General features: G+C 33.9%; 24 protein-coding genes, 1 pseudogene, 1 riboswitch and 2 other annotated features. Of the genes and pseudogenes, 7 read left to right on the forward strand and 18 right to left on the reverse strand.

Annotated features, from left to right (window positions below; translation table 11 throughout):
• Positions 1-21: 21 nt before the first annotated feature.
• Positions 22-903 (reverse strand): MBL fold metallo-hydrolase, encoded by an 882-nt coding sequence (locus B5P40_RS16710; protein WP_113709490.1) that lies wholly within the window; start codon positions 901-903, stop codon positions 22-24.
• 376 nt (positions 904-1279) lie between these two features.
• Positions 1280-2593, reverse strand: a complete 1314-nt coding sequence (locus B5P40_RS16715) for a hemolysin family protein (protein WP_016092639.1) — start codon at positions 2591-2593, stop codon at positions 1280-1282.
• 473 nt (positions 2594-3066) lie between these two features.
• Between B5P40_RS16715 and B5P40_RS34375 the strand changes: the two are divergent.
• Positions 3067-3168: pseudogene (locus tag B5P40_RS34375) on the forward strand (ArsR/SmtB family transcription factor); the annotation flags it as partial.
• A gap of 11 nt (positions 3169-3179) precedes the next feature.
• Here B5P40_RS34375 and B5P40_RS33515 read toward each other — a convergent pair.
• On the reverse strand, positions 3180-3878 hold the full coding sequence (locus tag B5P40_RS33515; RefSeq protein WP_242473741.1) for a DUF7003 family protein: 699 nt from the start codon (positions 3876-3878) through the stop codon (positions 3180-3182).
• Positions 3879-4227: 349 nt separating this feature from the next.
• Positions 4228-4998, reverse strand: a complete 771-nt coding sequence (locus B5P40_RS16735) for a class I SAM-dependent methyltransferase (protein ID WP_113709491.1) — start codon at positions 4996-4998, stop codon at positions 4228-4230.
• 141 nt (positions 4999-5139) lie between these two features.
• On the opposite strand from B5P40_RS16735, the gene B5P40_RS16740 reads away from it, so the two are divergent.
• Together B5P40_RS16740 and B5P40_RS16745 are read left to right on the forward strand one after the other, a co-directional pair.
• Positions 5140-5877 (forward strand): ZIP family metal transporter, encoded by a 738-nt coding sequence (locus tag B5P40_RS16740; RefSeq protein WP_088292253.1) that lies wholly within the window; start codon positions 5140-5142, stop codon positions 5875-5877.
• Between the two features lie 82 nt (positions 5878-5959).
• Complete coding sequence (locus B5P40_RS16745) at positions 5960-7660, forward strand: pyruvate oxidase (protein ID WP_113709492.1); 1701 nt, start codon at positions 5960-5962, stop codon at positions 7658-7660.
• A 44-nt stretch (positions 7661-7704) separates the two neighbouring features.
• On the opposite strand, the gene B5P40_RS16750 is transcribed toward B5P40_RS16745, so the two are convergent.
• From B5P40_RS16750 to B5P40_RS16765, 4 genes are all read right to left on the reverse strand, one after another.
• Positions 7705-8709, reverse strand: a complete 1005-nt coding sequence (locus B5P40_RS16750) for an ABC transporter permease (RefSeq protein WP_113709493.1) — start codon at positions 8707-8709, stop codon at positions 7705-7707.
• A gap of 1 nt (position 8710) precedes the next feature.
• A complete protein-coding gene (locus tag B5P40_RS16755; protein ID WP_002031892.1) occupies positions 8711-9577 on the reverse strand; it encodes an ABC transporter permease subunit in 867 nt (288 codons plus the stop codon).
• Positions 9578-9804: 227 nt separating this feature from the next.
• Entirely contained in the window at positions 9805-11688 is a 1884-nt protein-coding gene (locus tag B5P40_RS16760; RefSeq protein ID WP_002168431.1) for an ABC transporter permease, read from the reverse strand.
• 13 nt (positions 11689-11701) lie between these two features.
• Entirely contained in the window at positions 11702-12469 is a 768-nt protein-coding gene (locus B5P40_RS16765; protein ID WP_113709494.1) for an ABC transporter ATP-binding protein, read from the reverse strand.
• A gap of 388 nt (positions 12470-12857) precedes the next feature.
• Between B5P40_RS16765 and B5P40_RS16770 the strand changes: the two genes are divergently transcribed.
• On the forward strand, positions 12858-13340 hold the full coding sequence (locus B5P40_RS16770) for a DUF2975 domain-containing protein (RefSeq protein ID WP_016102056.1): 483 nt from the start codon (positions 12858-12860) through the stop codon (positions 13338-13340).
• Positions 13341-13350: 10 nt separating this feature from the next.
• Positions 13351-13569 carry a helix-turn-helix domain-containing protein gene (locus B5P40_RS16775; RefSeq protein WP_002141696.1) on the forward strand — a complete coding sequence of 73 codons (219 nt, stop codon included), beginning with the start codon at positions 13351-13353 and terminating at the stop codon, positions 13567-13569.
• 165 nt (positions 13570-13734) lie between these two features.
• On the opposite strand, the gene thrS is transcribed toward B5P40_RS16775, so the two are convergent.
• The 6 genes from thrS to B5P40_RS16810 form a co-directional block, all read right to left on the reverse strand.
• The gene (gene thrS, locus B5P40_RS16780; RefSeq protein WP_113709495.1) at positions 13735-15654 is read right to left on the reverse strand and encodes a threonine--tRNA ligase; all 1920 of its coding nucleotides are present in this window, start codon (positions 15652-15654) and stop codon (positions 13735-13737) included.
• Positions 15655-15698: 44 nt separating this feature from the next.
• Positions 15699-15921: a binding site (T-box leader), on the reverse strand.
• A gap of 37 nt (positions 15922-15958) precedes the next feature.
• Positions 15959-16182: a binding site (T-box leader), on the reverse strand.
• Positions 16183-16303: 121 nt separating this feature from the next.
• Positions 16304-17011, reverse strand: coding sequence for a pseudouridine synthase (locus B5P40_RS16785; protein WP_002085707.1), 708 nt, complete (start codon positions 17009-17011; stop codon positions 16304-16306).
• 444 nt (positions 17012-17455) lie between these two features.
• On the reverse strand, positions 17456-17821 hold the full coding sequence (locus B5P40_RS16795; protein WP_002031902.1) for a VOC family protein: 366 nt from the start codon (positions 17819-17821) through the stop codon (positions 17456-17458).
• A 99-nt stretch (positions 17822-17920) separates the two neighbouring features.
• Positions 17921-18550: a YdbC family protein gene (locus B5P40_RS16800; protein ID WP_002127296.1), complete on the reverse strand. Its 630-nt coding sequence runs from the start codon at positions 18548-18550 to the stop codon at positions 17921-17923.
• 12 nt (positions 18551-18562) lie between these two features.
• On the reverse strand, positions 18563-18832 hold the full coding sequence (locus B5P40_RS16805) for a PhzF family phenazine biosynthesis protein (RefSeq protein WP_113709496.1): 270 nt from the start codon (positions 18830-18832) through the stop codon (positions 18563-18565).
• A gap of 156 nt (positions 18833-18988) precedes the next feature.
• Positions 18989-19807 carry a nucleotidyltransferase gene (locus B5P40_RS16810; RefSeq protein ID WP_113709497.1) on the reverse strand — a complete coding sequence of 273 codons (819 nt, stop codon included), beginning with the start codon at positions 19805-19807 and terminating at the stop codon, positions 18989-18991.
• A gap of 435 nt (positions 19808-20242) precedes the next feature.
• Positions 20243-20362: riboswitch (glycine riboswitch) on the forward strand.
• Positions 20363-20469: 107 nt separating this feature from the next.
• Between B5P40_RS16810 and B5P40_RS16815 the strand changes: the two genes are divergently transcribed.
• Positions 20470-21837, forward strand: a complete 1368-nt coding sequence (locus tag B5P40_RS16815) for an alanine/glycine:cation symporter family protein (protein WP_002012784.1) — start codon at positions 20470-20472, stop codon at positions 21835-21837.
• Positions 21838-21886: 49 nt separating this feature from the next.
• Here B5P40_RS16815 and B5P40_RS16820 read toward each other — a convergent pair whose 3' ends face one another.
• Positions 21887-22417: a DinB family protein gene (locus tag B5P40_RS16820; RefSeq protein ID WP_002085719.1), complete on the reverse strand. Its 531-nt coding sequence runs from the start codon at positions 22415-22417 to the stop codon at positions 21887-21889.
• Positions 22418-22431: 14 nt separating this feature from the next.
• The gene (locus B5P40_RS16825) at positions 22432-23199 is read right to left on the reverse strand and encodes a DUF3891 family protein (RefSeq protein WP_002031912.1); all 768 of its coding nucleotides are present in this window, start codon (positions 23197-23199) and stop codon (positions 22432-22434) included.
• 204 nt (positions 23200-23403) lie between these two features.
• Between B5P40_RS16825 and B5P40_RS16830 the strand changes: the two genes are divergently transcribed.
• Complete coding sequence (locus tag B5P40_RS16830) at positions 23404-23676, forward strand: HU family DNA-binding protein (protein ID WP_002012780.1); 273 nt, start codon at positions 23404-23406, stop codon at positions 23674-23676.
• 43 nt (positions 23677-23719) lie between these two features.
• On the opposite strand, the gene B5P40_RS16835 is transcribed toward B5P40_RS16830, so the two are convergent.
• Entirely contained in the window at positions 23720-24262 is a 543-nt protein-coding gene (locus tag B5P40_RS16835) for a hypothetical protein (protein WP_002012778.1), read from the reverse strand.
• 36 nt (positions 24263-24298) lie between these two features.
• Positions 24299-25048 carry a 4'-phosphopantetheinyl transferase Sfp gene (gene sfp / locus B5P40_RS16840; RefSeq protein ID WP_078176585.1) on the reverse strand — a complete coding sequence of 250 codons (750 nt, stop codon included), beginning with the start codon at positions 25046-25048 and terminating at the stop codon, positions 24299-24301.
• Positions 25049-25060 lie beyond the last annotated feature (12 nt).

Here is a 25060-nt window from a genome sequence, read left to right on the forward strand (position 1 = left end):
CAATTGATTTAGAGTTAGGTTTTACAGATTAACCATTTCATAACCATTTACAAAGTACGTTATTGTTTCTAGCTCATCTTCATTTAATTCTCTATCTAGTTCTTGTTTATATGCTGCCTTTATCTTCTCTTCATCGCCTTTATGAGTTTCCGTATAAGTTCCTACTGTTTTTAATAAACGAATCTCTCGTAAAAATTCATTTCGATCTATAGCTTCCCCATGTGAAAGAATATAGGTCTCGGCATCAAATTTCTCTAATTCTTGTATCAGTTTAAACGTTCGTTTCGTTGTATAGTTCCGCTTTGCAGAAAAGATATCTGCATATATACAGTCTCCTAAAAACAAAATCTTTTCTTCTTTAATATAAATAACAACAGAGTCATGTGAATGGTCTCCGCCCACATGCTCTAACACACATGTCACATCACCAAGGTCTAATTCAAGTTGTTTCTGAAAGGTTAAGGACGGCGGAAGAATTTGAATATTTCTTGGTTTTTCACTGAACTCTTTTTTTATACAGTCCGCACAAAATTCAATTTCTATACCTTCTTTCACTCGTGCGTCCAATGCCTCATCCGACCACTCATAAGAAACAAGTGTGTTCATCTCTTTTTTTGTTTCAAAATGTGCGATAGACAATGCATTTTGTAATACAGGCAATCCAAAAATATGATCCCAGTGCCAATGCGTTAATGCTACAAAATCAGGATTTGAGATATTTTGCTCTTTTAGCATTTCTAAAAACAATTGTGTATGTGCTTCTGAATTACCTGCATCTATCATCAAAGTCTTTTCTTTTCCAACTACCATTCCTAAGATAGGTCTATCAGTCTCGGAAACAGGTGTCATATACCAAAATGAGTTTCCTATTTTTTTAATTTGCTGCATAACTATTGCCTCCATTTTATGAGTGTGTAACAATTTCCAGCCGAGAAAATTCTTTATTTTGTATTTTGATTACTATTAAATAACAATGTCAGAAATAAAATCATTCTACATTTTTTATTATCTAGTGAAATACAAATACTAATTTTGACAAGGGCATCCTTTCTCAACATTTGTTGCTTTTAATCTATTTTACGCTACGAATTTACATGTAAATTATATTACAATTTGTATAAATGAGATACATTTTACAATATCGAAGGGGTGTTGAACCTAGAATGCAAAGGAAACAATCATTCCCTATTTCGGTAATGTGTTAACAGGTAAAGAGTTGATCAATCAATGAATTTAATGAGGATGGCTACCATGTTATCAGCTGAATAAAAAGCAGCAACTATACAGTTGCTGCTTCCAACATTTCTTTTTGTATTTCAACACGTTTGATTTGGTGAGGGTCTTTAGAAAGAATTTTAAATGCATATCCTTCGCTATTTACTGTTTGCCCTTCCTGGATATCATAATTCTGCATCAGAATCCAACCACCAATCGTGTCAACATCACTATCATTCATATGTAATCCTAGTAAATCATTTAATTCGCTAATTAATACTTTACCTTCTACGACAAGATGCCCTTCATTCATTTGCTGGATTGGCGGACGCTCATCTTCATCATATTCATCACGGATTTCTCCTACAATCTCTTCCAGAATATCCTCAATGGTTACAATACCAGCCGTACCGCCGTATTCATCATATAACACAGCCAACGGAATACGTTTCTTTTGCATTTGTAGTAAAAGATTATGTATTGGTATGGTCTCAATTACTTCAATTACTGGACGCGTATACGATTGAATAGAATTGAATTCTTTTGTTTCCTTATTCATATAACGAATAAAGAAGTCTTTCACATTCACCATGCCAATGATTTCATCTTTATCTTCCCCAAATACTGGGTAACGTGTATACTTTTCATCACGGATTATTTTCATATGGTCTGCTAAAGAATTATCTACATGTAGCCCTATAATTTCTGTACGAGGGACCATGATTTCTTTCGCAATACGATTATCAAATTCAAAAATATTATTTACATATTTGTATTCAGCTTGATTAATTTCTCCACGTTCATAACTTTCAGAAAGAATCAATCGTAATTCTTCTTCAGTATGTGCTACATCATGCTCTGATGCAGGTTTTAAGCCGAACATTCCTGTTATCATCCTTGCAGAGCCATTTAACAAGCGAATAAACGGATACATGATTTTGTAGAACCAGATAAGCGGAGCCGAAAGTAATAAAGTAACCTTCTCAGCCTTTTGAATCGCGAATGTTTTTGGTGCTAATTCACCAACTACAACATGTAAGTACGTCATAATAGTAAAAGCAATTCCTAAAGATAATACACCTGCAATGGAAGGATTGATGTTCCACTTATCAAATAAAGGATGTAAAAGTCTCTCAATCGTTGGTTCACCTAGTGCCCCGAGTCCCATTGCTGTAACTGTAATCCCTAATTGACAAGCTGACAAATACTCATCCAAGTTTGATGTCACTTTCTTAGCTGCCAGCGCACCTTTCTTTCCTTCTAATACAAATTGATCAATCTTTGATCCTCTTACTTTTACAATAGCAAACTCAATTGCTACGAAAAATGCAGTACATGCGATTAAAACCACTACCATGATTAAATTAAATATGTCCAACTAATTCCCTTAGCTTCCTTGAAACTAAAGGATTCACCTCCTGATATATTTTCTCTTTCCAGACCTACTTCATACACATTGACATGAGATTGTATAAAATCTACATTCTCAAAATGATGAGGGGTACTCTGAGAAAATCGAGGTCATTTAGCCACCTATCCGAGTCAACATCTGAGTCCAATACATTTCCACCGCCTTGATTAAATTATCTATATGTTAGCATGAGAAATAAATCCCAGTCAACGTTTACATTTTGTATACCCTGAAATTCAAACAAAAAGCTTCTCTTTCCTGTGACATAAAACCTCTTAATGTGTGCATCAAACACTATAACATTTCCTTCGCTGCCACTAACTATATTATTTTTTTGTTCATTATTTACATTCCTTCTCACATTAAAAATAAAGCGAAGAAACATTTATCTATCTTTTTTAAAAATATTTTGACACACATATTAGTAATAACTAATACGATTGTTCAACTCAAATGATTTAGATGTGAAAGCGAAGTTCATACATGGCTTTACTGATAAAATAATGTTACAAATGCTTCAATGTATCATAGGTGGGGAAAAACAGTTTCTTATTTAAATGTCATCCTCTTCTTGTTTTTCAAAATCACTCCATGTCCACTTGGTCCAATCATTATTTACTTTCCCTACAGTTATCAAATTCACATTATTTAATTCAATCGCTTTAGCTAAACTTTGAAAGAATATGCTCTCACTCGGTTTTTGATCATCACTTATATCAGGATGTTCCCATTCTTCTGTTTGATAAAATAGATTTGGTTTAAATTCTGCATTGGTTTCATCTAATATGTCCGAGGGATTTACCCAGAATTTCTCCTTATATTTAGAAGTTAAAAAACGAATAAGTTTGGTAGGATGAAATGAATCTGTTTCAATTCCTAAACGCTTATACTCTTCTACAGTTGGTGTTAAAGTGATACGTTCTCCTTTCAAAAGTAACTCCATATGAAAAGGATCTACAAGGAAATGATCTTCATCATCGTACCAATATTCTTCATTTACAAGCGTTAAGATTTCATCGAAACATGAAAAGAATCCTTGCTGTCTCATGCTATTACTATACACATAGAAGTTATTCGATATCTCAAGGTTTGCATCAACGCCCACAACCTCAAATACAATGAGCCACTTGCCTTCCTCTCGAAAAACAGATATCCTGGATTGTGCTAAGTCAAAATTATAGTTATCAAGTACTGGAAAATCAAACTCCTCCGCGTACCTATCTAGTGTTTCAAGTATTTTTTTTGCTTTCATAACATTACTCTCCATAAAGTTAGTATAGTAAATTTTTATTACATTCGTTTTTCTTTATTTAACTCATAAACATTATCTAAATACCAGGACATTTTTTTATGTCCCTCTAAACTGGCAACCATCCAGTTTTATTTATTTGTATATTATATAAAACTCTAATGGCTCAGTAAACAACATTTGATTATGACCTTACCCTTCATTTTCTTTATACACAGTCCCCACCATAGCACTCCACTGCAGCTCCTCTTATTCTTCCTTACAATTAAAACAAAGACACATAGTCTATTGTTAATGTGAAATACAGTTTGATCATTTTTTCTAATAACTTACTATATAACAATCAGCATCCCTATCTTTTCTTCTGGCAAACTACCACCATAGAATAACAATCCCCCTGCAACTCATTCCCCTCCCAATCATTGTATATCTGTAACAATTCAAACCCATTCGCTACAAGTAATCTTTCTAATTCTTGCGGATACGTATACCGAAGATCTATTGTTGTTTTCAGTTCCTCTACTAGCGTATCCTCCTCATAAAACCTTCTTGTTGTTATGTAGTGCTGTATTTGTTGAATTGAATCATAATTCATCTCAGTATATAAATCACATCTTCTTCCCTTTTCATCTGTAATAGTTGTCCAATATTCTTCTGTAGATGGTTGTATTAATTCTTCCTTTGACGGAAAACGTGTATCAAATATGAATATACCATTATCAGTTATTACATTATGAATCGATGCTAATAATTGATTTTGATGTGTATTAGTAAGAAAATGTTGGAATCCATGTCCTACCATAAATGCTAACGGAATTGCTTCTTCGACGCTCAATTGCAAGCAGTCTTGCTGTAACCACTTTATATTCTTTAAACTCGCAGATTTACTCTTCGCTTCAGCAAGCATTCCTTCATGTATATCTATACCAATCATTTGATACCCTTTTTCGATAAAAGGAATAGTGACTCTCCCTGTTCCACATGCAATATCTAAAATCCATTCATTTTGTATATTTAGTTTTTGCGCCCATGATAGTAAAAACGGAAAATCTGAAAAACTTTTATTTTCTATATCATATCGTTTTGGATTTTTATATTCAGATAAGTTCCATTTTGTTTGCACTTACATTCCCCATTTCATTTTAATATATAAATTATAATGAATTTACAGTTTTTTCTCTATAATTAGTCATAATAATTTGGACTAATCTCCCTCCCCCATTAGTAAGCTGAAAACAAGGGGATAGAATTGGAGTGTGATGATATGGAACGTTTATGGATTCCTATAATCGTTACGTTTTTTTCGTTCGGTGGATTACTATTAGGAGGTGCTGTTGGAGTAGCAACACGCCAACTAATTGAAGAAAAGATGCATCGCTTATACGCATTATGTGGTGGGATTTTGCTTGGGCTTTTATCACTTGAAATTATTCCTGAAACATTTTCAAGCTATGAAATAATTGGGCCTATGCTCGGTATAGCTATCGGTATTTTAGTTATGAGCTTATTAGATAACTATTGTCATCATCCGATTATACATAAGAAAGATCAACAAGCATGGCAAACCTTCCTTTTTCTTTCTTTTGCTATATTCATTCATAATATGCCGAGTGGGTTTGCGTTAGGTACAGCTTTTATAAATCATAATGACTCTGCCATCCCTTTCTTACTTGCGATTGTCATTCACCATATTCCAGAAGGGTTAGCTTTAATTATTCCATTTCTTTTTACAAAACATAAATATATTTCATTTTTATTAACAACTTTATTACTTTCTCTTATCCTAGGTACCGGTACTGTTTTTGGCATTATGATGGACGGGAAAGCGCTCCATTTACAAGGACTTATTATGGGAAGCGCAATTGGTTCTCTTGGCTATGTCACAATTCACGAAATGCTTTGGAAAGCAAAAAAACAGCTATCTCTCCTTCCGTTTCTATCGTGGTCTATTAGTGGATTTTTACTAATAACAGCCTTCACTCTTTTCACTGGACATCATTAAAACAAATAAGTTATATCATTTGTATATTTTCCCTTTTTCTCCAAAACATAATAGTATCTACCTATTATAAGGAGGAACGATTATGTTTGGAAAAACAGCCGGTGAAGCATTAGTGGATCTTTTAATTGACTGGGGTGTAGAACACATATATGGTATGCCTGGAGATTCCATCAATTCTATAATTGAAGCTTTAAGGAAAAAACAAGATAAAATTAAATTTATTCAAGTTCGCCATGAAGAAGCTGGCGCATTAGCAGCGGCAGCATATGCGAAATTAACAGGAAAACTTGGTGTTTGTATGGCTATTGCAGGACCTGGAGCGATTCATTTATTAAATGGTTTATACGATGCAAAACTCGATCAAGCTCCTGTACTAGCAATTTCAGGACAAGTAGAAAGCGATTTACTCGGAACGGATTTTTTCCAAGAAGTAAACTTAGAAAGAATGTTTGATGACGTTGCGGTTTATAACCAACGAATAATGTCAGCTGAACAGTTACCTGCTGTAGTGAATCAAGCGATTCGAATGGCATATACAAAAAAAGGTGTCTCTGTTCTTACAATTCCAGATGATGTTCCAAAATTTGAAGTGAAAAATGGTGCGCGCATTACAAACTCTTCCTTTACATTACCAGAAATATTTCCGCAAGAAGAAGATTTAGCTGTAGCGAAACTCGCACTTAATGAAGCGAAAAAACCTGTTATTTTAGCCGGAAAAGGAGCTAAACATGCGAGAGAGTCTTTACTTGCATTTGCAGAACATATCGGTGCTCCAATCGTACTTACATTACCAGCTAAAGGGATTGTTCCTGATGAACACCCTCTTTGTATCGGTGGATTAGGATTAATCGGGACGAAACCTTCTTATGAAGCAATGAAGCATGCAGATACTTTAATTATGGTTGGTACTTCTTATCCGTTCACTGGTTTCTTACCCGAAAAAGCAAAAACACTTCATATTGATACAGACCCTGCACAAATTGGGAAACGTTATACGACAGATATCGGCTTAGCTGGTGATGCTGATAAAACATTAAAATGGTTAATTGAAAATGTAGAAAAACACGAGGATCATTCCTTCTTAGAGCATCATCAAGAAATGATGAAAAAGTGGGAAGAAAAATTACACACTCAAGAAGAAGATTCTTCTACTCCAATTAAACCACAACGAGTTATGCATGCACTGCAGAAAGTAGCAGAAGATGACGCAATTCTTTCAGTCGATGTCGGAAATGTAACAGTATGGACTGCAAGGCACTTCCGTATGACAAACCAGAAATTTATCATTTCTAGTTGGCTTGCAACACTTGGCTGTGGTTTACCTGGTGCACTTGCTGGACAAATTGCTTTCCCAGATAAACAAGTGTTTGCAGTTTGTGGTGACGGCGGATTCGGAATGACAATGAATGACTTCGTAACAGCTGTTAAATATAAACTGCCAATCGTTGTCGTTGTATTAAACAATAATAAAATTGCTATGATTAAATTTGAACAAGAAGTTATGGGAAATATTGAATTTGGTACAGACTTAACGAATCCTGATTTTGCAAAATACGCAGAGGCTTGCGGTGGTATTGGATATCGAGTTGAAAATTTAGATGAACTACTCCCCGCTTTTGAAAACGCAGTAAAACAAAATAAACCATGTATTATTGATGTAGTAGTAGATGTAAATGAAGCACCAATGCCAGCAAAAATCACATTTGGTCAAGCAGCTGGTTATACGAAACATATGATAAAGGAATTATTTGAAGAAGGTAAGATTGATTTACCACCACTTTAAACAAAAAAGATAGCTGAAAACAATTTGTCTTCAGCTATCTTTCTTTATTTTTGTACCTCTCTATGAAATGAAAAATCATTCACGGTAGGCTGTATTTGTTTCTCTACTTTCACCTCTTCCTTCTTCTGTTTCGCTCTTCTAACATTTCCTAATTTAATCGCATCTTGCATACTATTACTAATAAGATTTCCTGACAAAATTGTCATACTATAGAAAGCGATTGGTATAAGTACAATCCATGTATGAGTAGTTAAGTGACGGAAGTTTTGACCAATTAACCCTGTCCACTCTTTTGTTACACTATCTGCATCTATACCGCCAAAAATTATTGTTCCGCCAAAAAACAATCGCAACAAACCAAGATGCAAGAGGAGTAATAAAGTACTTACAAATTGCTGGGCTACTAATAAAAGAAATGATGGTAACATATGCGGCCATACATGGCGTCTCAACCTCTGCCACTTACTTCCGCCTAGCACAGTGGCCGCCAACATAAATTCTTCATTCTTAATACGTTTTACTTCTTGCGCCACGTACAACATAACAGTCGGTACAGCAAGGCACGCAAGAACTATAATTTGAAACGCAACCCGTAAATGAAACGGAGCAGCAGCCTCTCCACTTTCGAACATTAAAACTGCATTTAACATAAAATAGGAAATCATAATCATTGGTACAATACTAAACGGATCAAAAAAAGATGAGATTACTGGAAATGAGCGTTTACTGTACATACCAAGTAATAAACCAATAGCTCCTCCAATTACTACACGTAAAACTGCGATAACGACACTTGCACCAACTGTCCATTTCGCTCCTTCTATTATTAACTGGAACAGGTCACGGCCTTTCTCATCAGTTCCAAACCAAAATTTACTCGACGGTGAAAACGGAGCAGCGTCTAATTCTCCTTTTTCGTTATACATCATCGTTAGTTCACGAATATTCCCATCGAAAAACAGCGTATTTCCAATACTAACAATCATTAGTACACTCAAAAAAGTAACACCTAGCCAAAATCTCACATCTCTTTTTACAACTTGCCACATGTTACACACGCTCCTTTATAACATTTTGTAAAAGCGTATGTAATAAACGAAATAGTATAAAAAGCGGTACGTATAATAAAACTAAACTCACTGTAAATATTTCTAATTTTGAATTTTCTTTCACGAAAACGAACATACCGTACGTATTAAACAGCCATTCAATAATATATAAGTTTGATAACATAAATAAAATATTCGTTTTTGCATAATAGACTGTTGTTAACAGGACATTTCTTGAAATATGGTGCGTCAAAATATGTCTTAAACTTAGCCCTTTACTCTTAGCAAATATACTATAATCTTTCTCTAATTCTTCTCTGAAACGTAATAGTAGTAACTTAATAAATAATAATGTTGTAGGTAAAGTAAGACATATTATTGGTAACAGGCGAGCCCTTTCCTCTCCAAGTCCTGCAAATTTCACTGGCATAAAACCTGTCTTTTGAAAGATTATTACTACTAGAAGTTGAGATAATAAAATTAATAAAATGTCCGGAATACTTTCAAGTGCGACGAAAATCCCATTCCACATACGTTGCTTTGATTGAGAGCGCTGTAATACCCACACAACGATAAGATACGCAATGAGTAAAGATAGTATAAATGCCGAAATAAATACAAACATTGTCTCTACATAATGAATCCATATTTGTGGAAATAACTTTCTTGAATTCCGAAATCCATACGTAATTTCACCTGGTTGAAGTAACTTCTCTCCAAGAAACACAACTGTGTTCCAAAAACCGATTAAATCAATTTGTAATCCCTTAAATAAACGCGGTAGTGCCCCTAAAAATAGAATACAAATAAGCGCCGCAAATAATTGTAAACATGTAACCCCACACCACTTACCAATTCGAATGAACATAACTATTACCCCTTCTATTTAAATGAATATTCAGAAATGAAATTCATGTATAGTACCTATACCTTGTAAGGAGATACCCTTTCTCTCGACAAAACATATCGATTTCCGTCATTTCTCGGAAGTCATATTATATTTTTCGACCATTATCCAATCTTTTCCTTCTTTATAAAGAACATACTATTAAAAAAGCCCTTGTTTTCATACAAGGACTTTTCCATTAAACTGTTTTATTTCACAACTTCCTCTTTCGGCATTACCATACCTTTATAAAGTTGGACAGTAATCCAATAATAAATGAAATAAATTACTATGAAGATTCCTATTGGCATCCACACTTTTACAAACGGGTCAACTAATATAAAGCTGAATAAGTTAAGCCCTACTAACACGTGGGAAATTCCAATAATTGCTGGGAAGATAAATAAATATGAAATTTCTTTATATATACTTTTTGTTAACATACTACGTCTCACACCGATTTTTCGTAGCATTTCATAACGGCGTACATCACGAGAAGCGCCTGTTAATATTTTGAACATAAGAGAACTCGCCATCATTGCTAAAAACGCAATTCCAAGGAAAAACCCCATAAACATTGTTCCGCTCATGAAACTGTTCATGAACTGATAAATTGTCATTTTCGTATATAGTTCTACTTTTGCGCCTGTTGTTTTTTCAATTAATTCTTTTTGTCTCTTATCTATATCGAGCAACAATGGTTTATATTTTTTCATATCATCTACTTTTGCTAATGTTACAGTATGTTCTGTTCCTTGAATTCCTTTGTAATGCTCTTCATCTGCAATTCTTACCGGTTTTCCGTTAAATTGATTATGTGTAATTTGTATCTCTCTTACAACCGCATCTTCCCAATCTTTTGGCATACGAGGAAGCTTATTCGCTACTTCAGGAGCTTCCAAAGCAGAATAGACAGGTTCAGTTAAAGGTGTAGCCACACGTTTACGAGCAGGTTCTTTTAAAGTCTTTGTATCAAAATGATCTGAAATAAGTGGTGGTTTTTCAGTTAAGTCGTTACGTAAATAATAAACCGCTTCTCCATCTACTTTATACTTATACTTGCTTTCTTCAACAATTTCCATTTCTTTTAATGCCGCTTTATCTTGCTCATTTGGATCATGAATTACGACATCATATACACGTGAGAAATCTGTCATAATGCCTACATTCTTTTGAAACGCCATACCTGCTGTCATTGCACCTGCACCTAATGCAATTAACATCGCTACAGTGCCTAGTACCCTCGATAAACTAGTTACTCGAAAACGTAACTGTGCATAAGTAAAACTATTTAATCCCGTTTCATTTCGTTTTTTATTTCCTTTAATTTTCATTACAAAAAGTGGGAGCAACGAGCTAAAAATGAAATACGTTCCTACTGTCGTAACAATTGTCGCTATTATAAATCCTAGTTCAGCAAACATTTTTATATTCACCATAAAATAATATCCTGTACTTACTAGCAATACACCTAGTACTGTCATAATAACAGTGCGAGTCTTACTTTTCTTCACCTCATCTTGCGTTTCATCTTCACGTATTAACTCTAATTCTGTTTTACGTAATAATCGGAAACTATTCATTAAACCAGTAATGAAAAATAATATTAAGAAGAAAATAGATGTAACTAATATAGCTGGTGTGTACACAGATGCGTAATTACCTTTTGCTGAAATCTCCATTCCATTCATTAAAAAATTTCCTGCTACACTAGCAAGTACTATTCCTACTAAAATACCGATAATAATACTGACAATCCCCATACCAAAAGTCTCAATAAATAATAATTGCGCTACTTTTTTCTTTTTCGCTCCAAGCATCATGTACATACCGAGTTCTTTTCTTCTTAATGTAAGTAAAAAAGAATTGGCATATATGATGTAAAAAACTGTAATGAAAGAAAGCAATATTGCACCAACCCAAAAGACGAGCCTAATACTACCAATGAGACTATTATCTTTTGTAAATTCACTATTCATCGCCATCGTTTGGAACATGTAAAAAATACTAATACTAATGACTAGACCAATAAGTAAAACCATATAATCCTTTAACATTTTTTTCATACTATGACGTGATAATTTGAATAACATAGTCTCGCCCCCCTTACTTCAACTCAGTTGCTGAGCCCATTTGGGCAAGCACACCTAAAATATCTTGATAGAAATTTCCTCGTGTTCCTTGACGTTTTAACTCTTTATAAAGAAGTCCATCCTGTATAAATAAAATACGTTCACAATAGCTCGCACTAAATGCATCGTGTGTTACCATCAAAATACTTACATTGTGATTTTCATGTAAATCTTGCATCGCTTCTAATAAACTTTTTGCATTTTTACTATCAAGTGCTCCTGTCGGTTCATCTGCTAATACGATTGCCGGATTATGTACTAAAGCTCGTGCTGCCGCTGTTCTTTGTTTTTGTCCACCAGAAACAGCAGTCGGATATTTAGTTAAAATTTCAGTAATCCCTAATTTCGTCGCAACCCCATTTACTTTTCCAGTAATCTCACTTGATGGTACGCCTTGCAAGGAAAGTGGTAAAGCGATATTTTCATAAATTGATAAATTTTCTAGTAGATTAAAATCTTGAAAAATAAATCCTAATTTTTGAGAACGAAAATCTGATAATGCATTCCCTTTCATAGAAGTAATATTTGTGCCAGCTATTGTTACACTACCACCTGTCGCTTGATCAAGTGTACTGATCACATTTAGTAATGTCGTTTTACCGGATCCAGATGGACCCATAATCCCTACAAACTCTCCTTCTTTAATACTTAATGAAACACCCCTTAATGCTTTTGACTGATTCTCATTTCTTTTTCCATACGTTTTTTCTACACTTTCCACAGTAACTACATTTGTTGACATCTCTTTCACTCCATCCCTTTTGTATAGTATAAATTTCCCATATATTTCTTATATTTTTCTCATAAAAATTCTTAAGAATTTTTAAATTTTCCAAATGCAGATTGAGATACATAAGAAATACAAACGATTTCTCTGCTTAATATTCTCACTTTTCTAAAATCCTTTCATTCGATTTCCCTTACATTTACCTTACATTTTTGTAAGGTTAAAAAAACAAACCACTTCATAAGAGCATTTCTTTGGAATGAGAAATGCTTTTTATTGTTATCAAAATTCAAAAGATATTTCAATAACAATAATAATGAAATAAAAAACAATACATTTTTATTGCGAAACGATAAATAACATGATAAAATCATGTTGTTATTACATAAGTGAGGTGCTTTTTATGAAACAAGTTACGACACTCTTTTTAAAGCTAGCTATTACTTTTATAGGATTCCCAGTTCTTGCATTGTGCATATTTTTGGTGCCTAAGATTGGGAATTTTGCTGGAGAATTGTATCCAGATATTGCTTATATGAAATCTCTCGTTTTAATCGATATGTACGCGGCAGTGATACCTTTTTACTTTGCTCTGTATCAAGCTTTTAAACTTTTAAGCTATATTGATAAGAACCAAGCGTTCTCGGAATTATCGGTAAAGGCTTTAAAGAATATAAAATACTGTGCCATCACGATCAGTACCTTGTACTTGCTAGGTATGCCACTCTACTATCTCATGGCAAAAAAAATTGATCCTCCAAGTTTCATACCAATCGGATTGACCATCATTTTCGCCTCTATGGTGATCGCCGTTTTTGCTGCTGTTCTCCAAAGGCTTTTACAAGAAGCTATTAATATAAAATCAGAAAATGATTTAACGGTCTGAGGTGGAGAATATGGCAATTATTATTAATATTGATGTGATGTTAGCAAAACGAAAAATGAGCGTAACGGAGCTTTCGGAGAGGGTTGGGATTACGATGGCGAATCTTTCCATTCTGAAAAATGGGAAAGCAAAAGCGGTTCGTTTTTCAACATTAGAAGCGATATGTAAGACTTTAGATTGTCAACCAGGTGATATTTTGGAGTACAAAAGCGACGAATTCACTCAATAAATACAGACAACAACTTTCTTCAACCAATGGGATTAAATAGTGAAATTAAAATGAAGGGATAGCAATTAAGCTATCCCTTCTCTGCGTTTGTTATTGTTATTTAATATATCTTTAATTACTTTAAATTCAGTATTACATATTAATGGTGTGTTTTATTATCAATCTCTATTTCCTATTTTTAATTTCCTCTTTCATACTTTCCACAAACGCATCTAGTTCAACAACTTCTGACTTCTCTTCACCATATTTCCGTACATTTACAGCTTCGCTTTCCATTTCCTTATCCCCAATAACAAGAACATACGGAACTTTTTGCATTTGCGCTTCTCTAATTTTATATCCTAACTTTTCATCTCGTATATCTCGTTCGACACGAATTCCGGCTTGTGCTAATTTATCTACAATCCTATTTGCATATTTTTCATGCACTGCATTTGAAACTGGAATTACTTTCACTTGAACCGGTGCCACCCACGCTGGGAACGCGCCTCCAAAGTGTTCAATTAATATCGCTAAAAAGCGATCTAAAGATCCTAATACAGCGCGGTGGATTACAACCGGTCTTCTTTTTTCATTATTTTCATCTATATAATTTAAATCAAATTTTTCTGGCATTTGGAAATCAAGTTGGACTGTTCCGCACTGATGACTTCTATTTAAAGCATCTTTAATATGGAAATCAATTTTCGGACCGTAAAATGCACCGTCACCTTCATTTAATCTATATTTATAATTTAATGACTGTAATACATTTTCTAATGCCAATTCTGCTTGCTCCCATAATTTATCATCACCCATTGAATCTTCTGGACGAGTAGAAAGCTCTACTTCATACTCGAAACCAAAAGTTTTATACACATAGTCAATTTGCGCCAACACTGATTTGATTTCATCTTCAATTTGTTCTGGTGTTACAAATAAATGAGCATCATCTTGGCAGAAAGTACGAACTCTTAATAATCCGTTTAAAGCGCCACTAAATTCATGTCGATGCACTTGACCGAACTCACACATACGAATCGGTAATTCACGATAAGAATGTAATTTATTTTTAAACATAAGCATATGGCCTGGGCAATTCATCGGTTTTAACGCAAAACTTTTATGATCTACTTCTGAGAAATACATATTGTCTTTGTAATGTCCCCAGTGTCCTGACTTCTCCCATAATTCTTGATTCATCATAAATGGAGTACGCACTTCTTGATAATTGTACTCATTTTGAATTTCTCTTAAAAATGCTTCTAATTCATTGCGAATAATCTGTCCTTTTGGCAAGTAAAAGGGCATTCCCGGAGCCTCTTCCGAAAACATAAACAATTCAAGTTCACTACCTAATTTCCGATGATTTCTCTTTGCGGCCTCCTCAACAAAATGTAAATACTCTTCTAATTTTTGTTGAGAAGAGAAAGCAACACCATATATACGCTGAAGCACTTGATTGTTACTATCGCCTCGCCAATATGCACCAGAAACATGAGTTAATTGAAATGCTTTCAAATAACCAGTAGATGGCAAATGTGGTCCTCTACATAAATCTACAAATTCACCTTGTTTATACAGTGTTACACTTTCCCCATTAGGAATTGCTTCTAAAAGCTCTAATTTCAAACTATCATTCATTTCTTGAAACAATTCTTTTGCTTCTTCTCGAGAAACCTCAACTCGCTCTATCTTTACATTTTCATTTATAATATTTTTCATTTCTTTTTCTATTTTCGGTAAATCTTCTACGTTTACACTACTTTGAAGATCCATGTCATAATAGAATCCATTTTCAATGACTGGCCCTACACCAAGGTTTACATCACCATAAATTCTTTTTACAGCTTGCGCTAATATATGTGCCGCAGAGTGTCTTGCAATTTTTACCCCTTCATCTGAATCCATAGTAATGATTTCAACTTTCGCACTTTCTTCAATGTTTCGTCGTAAATCAAAAGACTTATCATTAACTTTTCCTGCGACTGCTTTCTTTTTCAAACTACTACTAATTGCCCCAGCAATTTCTTCTAAAGTAATGCCTTTCACAAATTCTTTAACGCTACCATCTGGAAATTTAATTTCGATCATCTGTTCTTTCATTTTTCATCTCTCCATTTCATAATAAAAAGCACACTCATCCCTAAAATAGGGACGAGTGTGCTTTTACCCGTGGTTCCACCCAGATTCCCATCGCAAATATACAATGGCTTCTTTTACGGTAACGTCGTTTACACGGCACTAGATACTTGATTTCCCCAGTGCAGCTCTAAGGTGGTAAGTTATTTTACTGCGTTAGGAAGTTCTCAGCTTTTCTTCCTTCTCTGTATAACCGTTTAAAATAACTCGTGTCCTTTTCTTCGCTTATTATGAAATAAAATATAAAAAAGCATATTCATCCCTAGTAAATAGGGACGAATATGCTTATATTCGTGGTTCCACCCAGATTCCCATCACAAAAAACATAATGGCTTCTTTTGCGATAACGTCGCTTACACGGCACTAGATACTTGATTTCCCCAGTGCAGCTCTAAGGTGGTAAGTTATTTTACTGCGTTAGGAAGTTCTCAGCTTTCCTTCCTTCTCTGTATAACCGTTTAAAATAACTCGTGTCCTTTTCTTTGCTTTTGTAACAATTACATTTATTGTTATTTAATATATCCTATTCATTTTATTTTTACAAGTGTTAAAAATATATTTTTTATTCAAAAAAAAGAAACCAAAAACATTTTTTGGTCTCCCCTTCTCTTTTTTACCAATCTTGTGGTTCGTAATTTAAGTCTGAAAATAGGCGTTTTTTCTCTTTTTTCGATAAATCTCTCCACTGTCCGACTGGTAAATTATTCAACTCAATATTCATAATTCTCGTACGTTTTAACGTGTATACTTGATAACCCAAAGCTTCACACATACGGCGAATTTGACGATTTAGCCCCTGTGTTAAAATAATTTGGAACTCATATTTTGATAACTGTGTTACTTCACAAGGAAGTGTTTTTGTATCTAAAATTTTAACACCTGCTGCCATTTTTTCTAAAAACTCCGGTGTAATCGGCTTATCTACTGAAACGATATATTCTTTCTCATGTTTGTTTTCAGCACGTAAAATCTCATTAACGATATCGCCATCATTCGTTAACAAAATTAAACCGTCTGAGTCTTTGTCGAGACGTCCGATGTGATTAATTCGTAAAGGATGATTCACTAAATCGATAATATTACCTTTTACTGCTTTTTCACTTGTACATGTAATACCTACTGGTTTATTTAAAGCGATATACACATGGTCTCGAGCAATACGAAGTTGCTCTCCATTTACTCGTACGTCATCACCTGGATTTACTTGGTCACCAATTTTTGCAACCTTACCGTTAATAATTACTTTTCTCTCGTTAATTAACTTATCTGCTCCACGTCGAGACGCTTTTCCAGCTTCACTAATAAATTTATTGATACGCAAGTTAGGCACATCCTTTTCATAAAAAATTTCAAGCTCACACTGCTTCTACCGTACAATACAAAAGGGTAAGCCTCCTATTATAACTTAAATATATTAACATGAAAGGGTATATGACGTCTTCACTTAATTACATGTTTACACGAAAATAATTGGTCCTCTTTTCCTTTTCACCTCAAACTGTTTAGCAGTCAATAGATCAACCCTTGAATATAACATCATTTATTTACTTTTTTCATAGATAATATACCGATATAAGTTTGATTAATCATGCCTAAATAACTCACAATATGTGAAAAATAAAAAAGAACCCTTTTGAAAATAATCAAAATGGATCCTTCTTCAACTAAACGAATACTAGTTTTTATACAAAAGTGTTCAATAATTATAATCTTTGATAGAAAACATCGTTCAACAAACAAAATAATCTCGAACTCCCCTAATTTTTTACGCTTCACTATTTTCTTCACATACTCCAAAAAGTAGCCCTTGATTATCTATACAATAAGCAAAGTAACCCATATTAGGAATAGCAGTTTTAGGTACAACTACTTGTCCACCATTTTCAATAACTTTATTTATGTACTCATCAACTGAAGGTACTTCAATCGAATTAGTTGTCCTAGTAGCACCATCAGGTGATTTCATTAATCCACCATCGATACCAGGTCTATCACTCTCACCTGTAATTATGAACCAATAGTCATGTGGCCCAGGCATTTTTTCAAACTTCCATCCAAAACTATTTGTATAAAATTGAATAGCTTCTTCAGGGTTTGGGACTTGCAATTCAAATCTTAAAACTCTACTCATTTAAATATCTCCCCTCTTATTCTTGTACAAAGTAATTGCACAAGGACTAATGTTCTGTATTGAATTTTTCGAAACTAGCTACTTTAATAAGTTCTAACTTTATTTAGAAGCGGCAACAGACCATTCTTCCTTCCGAATAACTCTCTTCCCATTTATATTTTCAACATACTCATTTACATTTGCTGACTGATATAACTCTGGGAAAATTTCTTTCATATAGAGTTCGTGTGCTATTTCATCTTGCCAATACGTTAATACTATGTAACGATTTTCAGTCTTTAAAGACTTCCCAACAACTCCACCTAACATTCCTTTTGCATTTTCCATTCCTTTATTCCAAATTGTTTCTTGCGTATGTAAAAAATACTTTTCTTTTCCTTCTTTCACATCGCAAATTGCAACTCTTACAAATGACCCTTGTGCAGTTACGTCTTTCAAAGGAGTTTCTGTTATATCATACAACGTTTGAAACATTTCAATATTACAGGAAATATATGTGCCTTCTTGATTACTATTTAAAAAAATTGTATCATGAGCATCATTCATGAATGATTGATATGCATTTCTATCTTCCCATAAAGTATATACACACGCTTCCCCTTCATTCCACCCACCAAATTGTCCATAGAATCCGTCTAAATACTGTAAATCACGCCATTTTTCTTGCGCATCAGAAAACAATTCCCTTTTCTCTTCTTCCACCTTGCAAAATATTGTTTTTAATAGCATTTCTAATCCCCCTTATGATACGGTCCATTTCCCACTTGCAATACTTTCTATTTTTCCACCAACGCAAACATTAATTTTACTCTCAATCACCTCTGCTTCTATATGTATTAGAGAATGGCGATTTATCTCATCCCCTTGTCCAACATGCATATTTATCTTTTTCGTTCCAAGATAACGATATTTTATAAGATACGCCGCTAAACATCCATTTGAGCTTCCTGTTGCCACATCCTCTGTGATTCCATAATAATCTGCAAAATCACGGACATTAAGATCATTGATTTCCCAACTAGAAAATCCCTAATTTTCCATAAATAACGCAAGTTGATTACCTGAATACTTGCCTTGCGAGAATACATCCACAATGTAAAAATCCCAATATCTCTCCTCTCTTCTATTCTTCAACACAATCTGTTTACATAATGAAATTATAGTTTATTAAATTTGTATATTTTTCAAAGAATCCTCTGCTTTTTCTATCAACCAATCACCAAACGTATCTAAAAATGATAAGATTTCTTCTATATCTTTTATCGGTTCAATTACATATTGTAGTGCTTTCCTCATATTTTTTTCTTGTTCGGGAAAATGCTTACTAAATAACTCATATGCTGGATATAAATCCCTGGAATACAGCCCTTCTCTATCAATTGTTAATGCTAGACCTGCCCTGACTACAATCTTCATGATCCAACGACAACAATCCTCTATATCATCCACGTCCTTATTATGAATTAACTCTTCGTGTGTTTGTTCAATTTGTTTCCGCAAATGAATGAGATGTTCATACGCTATCTCCTGACTTACTTTATATTTAGGTAAATATAATTTTACGTCTTCACCTAATATACATACACTATGTGTCTGAATCATAAATCCTATAAAAGAAAAATCCTCTGAGTTTATTACTTCTTTTTCACTATAAAAACTTAACTCCACTCCTGATATACAATTAAACTGCTGTGTAATTTGGACTTCTAGCTCCTTTCTCCAGCTTAAGTCAATTACTTGAGGATTCTTTCGAACTAATATAATCATATCTACATCTGCAACCCCTTCTATCCCAATCCCTCTTGGAATAGAACCCCTTATATAAACACTGTGCAAATCATCCCGCAAAAATTGACAACAAGTATCCTTTATTTCTTGTATTACCTCCAAAAACACAGGCTGAATTTTATTAAAATGTGCATCGTTTATAATAAATCCTTCATCATCCACAGAACAAAAACGCCCTATTTTTTTTATTCTTGGCAATTTATCAACTCATTTCCCTATAAAATATTGGTTTATTCCACACATACAACAATTATAATTCAAATAATTCAGAATTGAAAATTTGAAAGTAAGACATAAATAATCCTACATTGTTACGTCCTATCTCTTTTATCACCATTCATTTTTCGAATATATAATAAGTAATCTCTCCTGAGATCATAAAATAGAAGATAAATTAGGAATACCAAAAAAATAAGTTTATTTACTATTTCAAAATAAAAAATGATTGCATTTCACTAATTGTATATCTATAATGTTTTTATTGATTCTATACAGAATCAATGCGTTTAAGTTTTTAATTTTATAATTCGGATGAACCATTCAGGAGAAGGTCTATTGATCTACCGACGGGGCAAAAAGTTGCTGAACCAACTTTGAAACTCTCAGGTCTTGTTTACAAGTAGAACTGCATGGGGACGAATCTCTGGAGAGACTCCCTCTCGCTTAATATAGCGCGGAGGAAAACGAGCACCGAAGGAGCAAATCCGCTAATCTAGCGGATAATCTCTCAGGTAAAAGGACAGAGACAAGCGAAAGAAAATGCCGATTTGTATCGGTTTATTTTTCTATCCCTTGTTTCTCCAGAGACCATTTCATTTCCTTGAAGTGGTTTTTATTTTTTCTAAAAAAGGAGAATACAGATGGAGACAGTAAGTAAAGTATTAGAACAAATTAATCAGTATGTGTGGGGGTTACCAACTTTGTTGCTACTTGTTGGAACTGGTATCATTCTCACAGTGCGCTTAAAAGGTTTACAATTTAGTAAACTAATATACGCTCACAAACTAGCTTTTAAAAAATCAGAGGATACATCATCTTCTGGAGATATTAGTCACTTCCAAGCACTGATGACAGCTATGGCTGCAACGATTGGTATGGGAAATATAGCAGGTGTCGCAACTGCTGTGACAATCGGTGGACCCGGCGCAATCTTTTGGATGTGGATTACTGCTTTATTTGGAATGGCAACAAAGTATGCCGAAGCAATCCTTGCGGTGAAATACCGTGTTAGTAATGAAAATGGTGAATACTCCGGTGGACCAATGTATTATTTAGAACGTGGTTTAGGGAAAAAATGGCTGGCTGTTTTATTCGCTATATTCGGCACAGCTGCTTCTTTCGGTATCGGTAATATGGTTCAATCTAATTCGGTTGCAGAGGCAATGCGAATCAATTTTTCTTTCCCTCCTGCATTAACTGGTATACTCATGTCATTCTTAATCGCTATCGTTATTTTGGGCGGTGTAAAAAAGATTGGTAGAGTTACTGGATATATCGTTCCTATTAAAGCATTCTTTTATATAATCGCTGGCCTTATTATTATTTTCTATCACTTTGATCAAATTCCAGAAGCATTTTCACTTATTTTTTCTGGTGCATTTCAAGGTACTGCAGCTGCTGGTGGTTTTATCGGAGCAACAGTTGCATCTGCAATTCAAATAGGAATGGCACGTGGTGTATTTGCTAACGAGGCTGGTTTAGGAAGTGCTCCTATTGCTGCGGCTGCTGCCAAAACAGATTCACCTGCAAAACAAGCTTTAGTTTCTATGACTGGTACTTTTCTAGATACATTTATTGTATGTACAATTACGGGGCTAGTATTAATTACTACAGGCGCATGGAAATCAGGTAAAACTGGTGTTGAAGCTACAACATTAGCATTCCAATCCGTATTCGGTACTGCTGGTAGTATGATTCTCGGTATCGCCATTATATTATTCGCCTACTCTACTATTTTAGGTTGGTCGTATTACGGAGAGAAGTGTGTAGCTTATTTATTCGGACAAGGTGCTGTACGATATTATAAAGCAATCTTTATCGTTATGATTGCAATAGGTGCTAATTTAAAGCTAGGTGTCGTATGGACATTTGCCGATATTGCAAATGGACTTATGGCGATTCCAAACTTAATTGGTCTAATCGGATTAAGTGGTATTGTTGTCGCTGAAACGAATCGCTTTTTACAAGCAGAGAAATTGAAAGAAAGTCATAAAAAACAGGCAAGTTAATCACTAAAAAAAGGAATGGCTCATTTATAATAAGCCATTCCTTTTTTCTCTATTTCAATTCCTTTCCCTCCTGAACCATATGTAAATAAAGTACAAAATCCATCATTGTAGATGAATAACCAAGTTGACGGATCATTGCTGTTATATTCCCTCTATGATATGTACCATGATTTACGACGTGTTGCACTAACTCTAAAATGGAAGTGTCTAATGCACCTGCATATGGGTTCTCAATAACAAATACAGTATTTACGTCTTGTATTCTACTTAAAAATTCTTTATATTGATTTGCCATGTTTTCAAACATTTTTTCTAATTCATGTAACGATTTAGTTTCGATTTGTTTTCGTAATTTTTCTCGGTCTTGTATTACTTCACTCATACTTTTACCATGCAATATGTGTAACCACACTTGATCTGTAATATAAATATGTACAAAAGTATCCTTAATTGATGGGAATACACTCTGTATCTGTTCATTAAAAATTGTCTCATAGTTTGGTAACTCTTTTAGTCGGTTGAATAATCGTGTATTAGCCCAAGCATGGTAATCAAACTGTTTTAACATGTAATCTTTCAATCTAAATCTCCTCCTTATTGTATGAAACGAATGTTTTGCTTCTTCATTTCCGATTCTCTATCAGCTTTTACAATCCCTTTTTCTTTAACTTCATGTTTATTTATAGTTTTATATTTTACATATGTATAAAATTCCGTTTTAAATGGAAACGATGTAATTTGAATTGTTTCTTCATCCACCCATTCAGCTTGAATAGGCTTCTCCCCCTTACTATTAAACATTTCTGTTCCTTCAAAACCCTCTTTAAATAAATCAATTTCATCTTTCTTTTTTACACCAGGTTTATTCATACATACATATAAAGAAAGTTCATCACAAAACTTTAATAATCTATAATGTTTATCAAACATCGCATATTGTTCTTTTGTTAACGTTTTCAAAATTCTTTTTTGTCGTTCCAATTCATTTTTATAAAAAGACACCATCTCTTCATCTTCCTCATTTAATGAAAATGATAAAAAGTGCTTACTACAAAGTAGCGCCCCGTATGGATTTGACTCTTCAATTGCATTCAAACCAATCGTATAAAAAACAAAGCGTAATGAACTTGGACAATCCATAAATGTATATGGAATATTTTTAGTATCATTCAAAATTGGTACTTTATCAAGCTCTATCCATCCTCTATCATGCTCATATATAGCATCAATTGTCTCTTTTAAGTATATTTTATCTTCAAAAAAATCTTCTATTATATGTCTTGCAATTTCACCAGCTAAAAAACCATGATCATGTTGACGAATTAATATACTTTCTTTCTCATTCTTTTCACGAAAAATCATCCGTATATTCCCCCTCATCCTCATATTACAGCTTGTTGTATGCATCAATTCTTAATTAATCCCTAAATATTAGCAGGGATTCAGTTTCTTTCAACGAAATTAACATAAATATACAGCATTCTTTCTAATCACAAAGTTAGCTTTATCTTTACTAACCATTATACTAAAACATTCATTCTAAAAAATTTTTTATGAGGTGAAAACATGAACAAAACAGAATTAGTTAAAAATGTAGCACAATCAGCTGATATTTCTCAAAAGGATGCTTCTGCAGCTGTACAATCCGTATTTGACACAATTGCTAATGCATTACAATCTGGCGATAAAGTGCAACTAATCGGCTTTGGAACTTTTGAAGTGCGTGAAAGATCTGCTCGTACAGGGCGTAATCCGCAAACTGGAGAAGAAATTCAGATTGCTGCTGGTAAAGTTCCAGCATTTAAAGCAGGAAAAGAATTAAAAGAAGCTGTTAAATAAACAAGAAACCAGCCATTTTATAGGCTGGTTTCTTGTTTATTGTTTATTTAAGCAGTTCCTTTATATTCTCTGCATGATACACTTCACAAATATAAAATACACATTTGCAGTTACTTACAATTTGATATTTTCTAGTTGGATAAACATTCGCCGCAACAGAACATCCATCAAACAATTCGATAATATTTCCAGATGGCTGATATCCTTCATATAATACGTTTCTTCTTACTTCCATCTTTTCTATAAGGTTTTCAACAGGAATATTTCCACTCTCTAATTCACTCTTTATTGTATCCGGTAAAAACGAAGTGTCTGCAAAAATTAGATTTTCAGATAACACCTTACCTTTATAACTAACATTAGATACGCGATAAAGAAATGTTCCGTTTTTATCAAAGAAATTCTTTGCTTCTTTCGGAATGTATTGTCTATCAAGCGCTTCCTGTTCAAGTACATCAAACTGAACTGTATCTTTTACAAGTTTTTCTAAAGCTAGAATAGATGACGTATTTCTAGAAAACAACATATCTTTAATTGCCTGTACATTATAAGTTAATTCAGTTTTTCTATTTTCCGCTACTAACATGAGGAACACCTCTTCTATAAGAAATTTTATTAAAAATTAACGATGATTTAATAGCAATCCCGCGTCTAACTGCGTAATTTCAGTTACTTCTTTACTAAATATTGCAATGGAAGCCATATAATCTAAACTAGGTCTTACATCTTCCATCATTGTATTTTCTGCTAACTCTTGTCTATCTTTAAAAATCAACAATTTTGGAGGGTCATTTGGAGCTGATACTGTAATTTCTACTGGTGGAATGAATAGTCCTTCACCTGTCGCTTTCAGCACTGCTTCTTTTCGAGTCCAATATGTTAAAAACCCTTCTAGTCGCTGCTCATCAGGTAATTTCATAACTTGTGCTATTTCAATGTCTGTTAATACGCCCTCTGCCATTTTCATAACATCTATATTTGGATTCATTTGCTCAACATCAACACCCACAGGTGCAGATTTAGTAAATGCCACAACAACCCACTCACCCGAATGTGAGACTGATATTTGCGGCATCCCTTCTGGTAACTGTGGTCTGCCATGTTGTAATTTACATACTGGGCACATTCGATCAATTGGCACTTGAACTGGCGACATAGAAAGTACCTTTCCAAGTACTAATCTACTAATTACACAACCTATTATAAAACGCGCACGGTCTGCCGAATGATGATATGAATTTGCTTTCTCTCGCTCTACATCATTTAGTAAATTGTAATGCCATGATTGTAAATCTGAAATTCTTGCCCACCATATTTGACAACTATTCTCATTAAGGGTTGGTACAGAATCTACAACTTTACTCTCTATCATGTAAACTCTCTC

The sequence above is a fragment of the Bacillus sp. SRB_8 genome, from assembly GCF_003264205.1.
Taxonomy (GTDB): Bacteria; Bacillota; Bacilli; order Bacillales; family Bacillaceae_G; genus Bacillus_A; species Bacillus_A mycoides.